The 251-nt window shown below is 53.0% G+C and carries 1 protein-coding gene; it reads right to left on the reverse strand.

The features are described 5' to 3' along the window. A partial coding sequence (locus R0J92_RS25075) for an MCP four helix bundle domain-containing protein (RefSeq protein WP_411053678.1) occupies window positions 1-251 on the reverse strand: 251 nt, incomplete at both ends.

Below are 251 nucleotides of genomic sequence, written 5' to 3' on the forward strand. Positions count from 1 at the left end.
CGCGCGTCATTAGTGGTGACATTGTTGATTTGCTCTTGCAGATCAATGAATTGGTTGACTCGGCTTAGCCACTCGCTGTAAGCCGGACCTGCCTGCTGCAGCATAATTGTTTGCGCGCGTTCGTAGTCGTCAGCATCTCGTGCATCAATCACCTGCTGGGAGAGATCAATGGTCACAGCAGATTGTTCGCTGATCCGGTCTAGCAGTGTTTGCTCTTGTGAGGTTGGCGGGTATTGCCGGTTGAGCGCCTG

The sequence above is a fragment of the Tritonibacter sp. SIMBA_163 genome (genome assembly GCF_046535935.1).
Classification (GTDB): Bacteria; Pseudomonadota; Alphaproteobacteria; order Rhodobacterales; family Rhodobacteraceae; genus Epibacterium; species Epibacterium scottomollicae.